The 248-nt window shown below is 45.2% G+C and carries 1 protein-coding gene; it reads left to right on the forward strand.

Annotated elements, in window-relative coordinates; genetic code table 11:
• On the forward strand, nt 1-248 hold a 248-nt coding region (locus AB4558_RS19150), incomplete at both ends, for a transposase (RefSeq protein ID WP_372159010.1).

Below are 248 nucleotides of genomic sequence, written 5' to 3' on the forward strand. Positions count from 1 at the left end.
CTCAAAGAGCTTTGGTATTGTGAATCAGAAGCACATGCTAAAGGGCTCTGGGAGGCGTGGTGGGCACAAGTACAAGAGAGTGGAATTAAGCCATTGAAAGAGTTCGCACGAAAACTGAGTCCTTATCTTCACGGTATTATCGCATCGGCAAGTTATCCGCTAAACACCTGCACCCTAGAAGGGATAAACAACAAGATAAAGCTAATCAAGCGAATGGGGTATGGGTATCGAGATACCGACTACTTCTT

It is taken from the genome of Vibrio sp. 10N.222.51.C5, from assembly GCF_041474575.1.
In the GTDB taxonomy this organism is placed as follows: domain Bacteria; phylum Pseudomonadota; class Gammaproteobacteria; order Enterobacterales; family Vibrionaceae; genus Vibrio; species Vibrio crassostreae_C.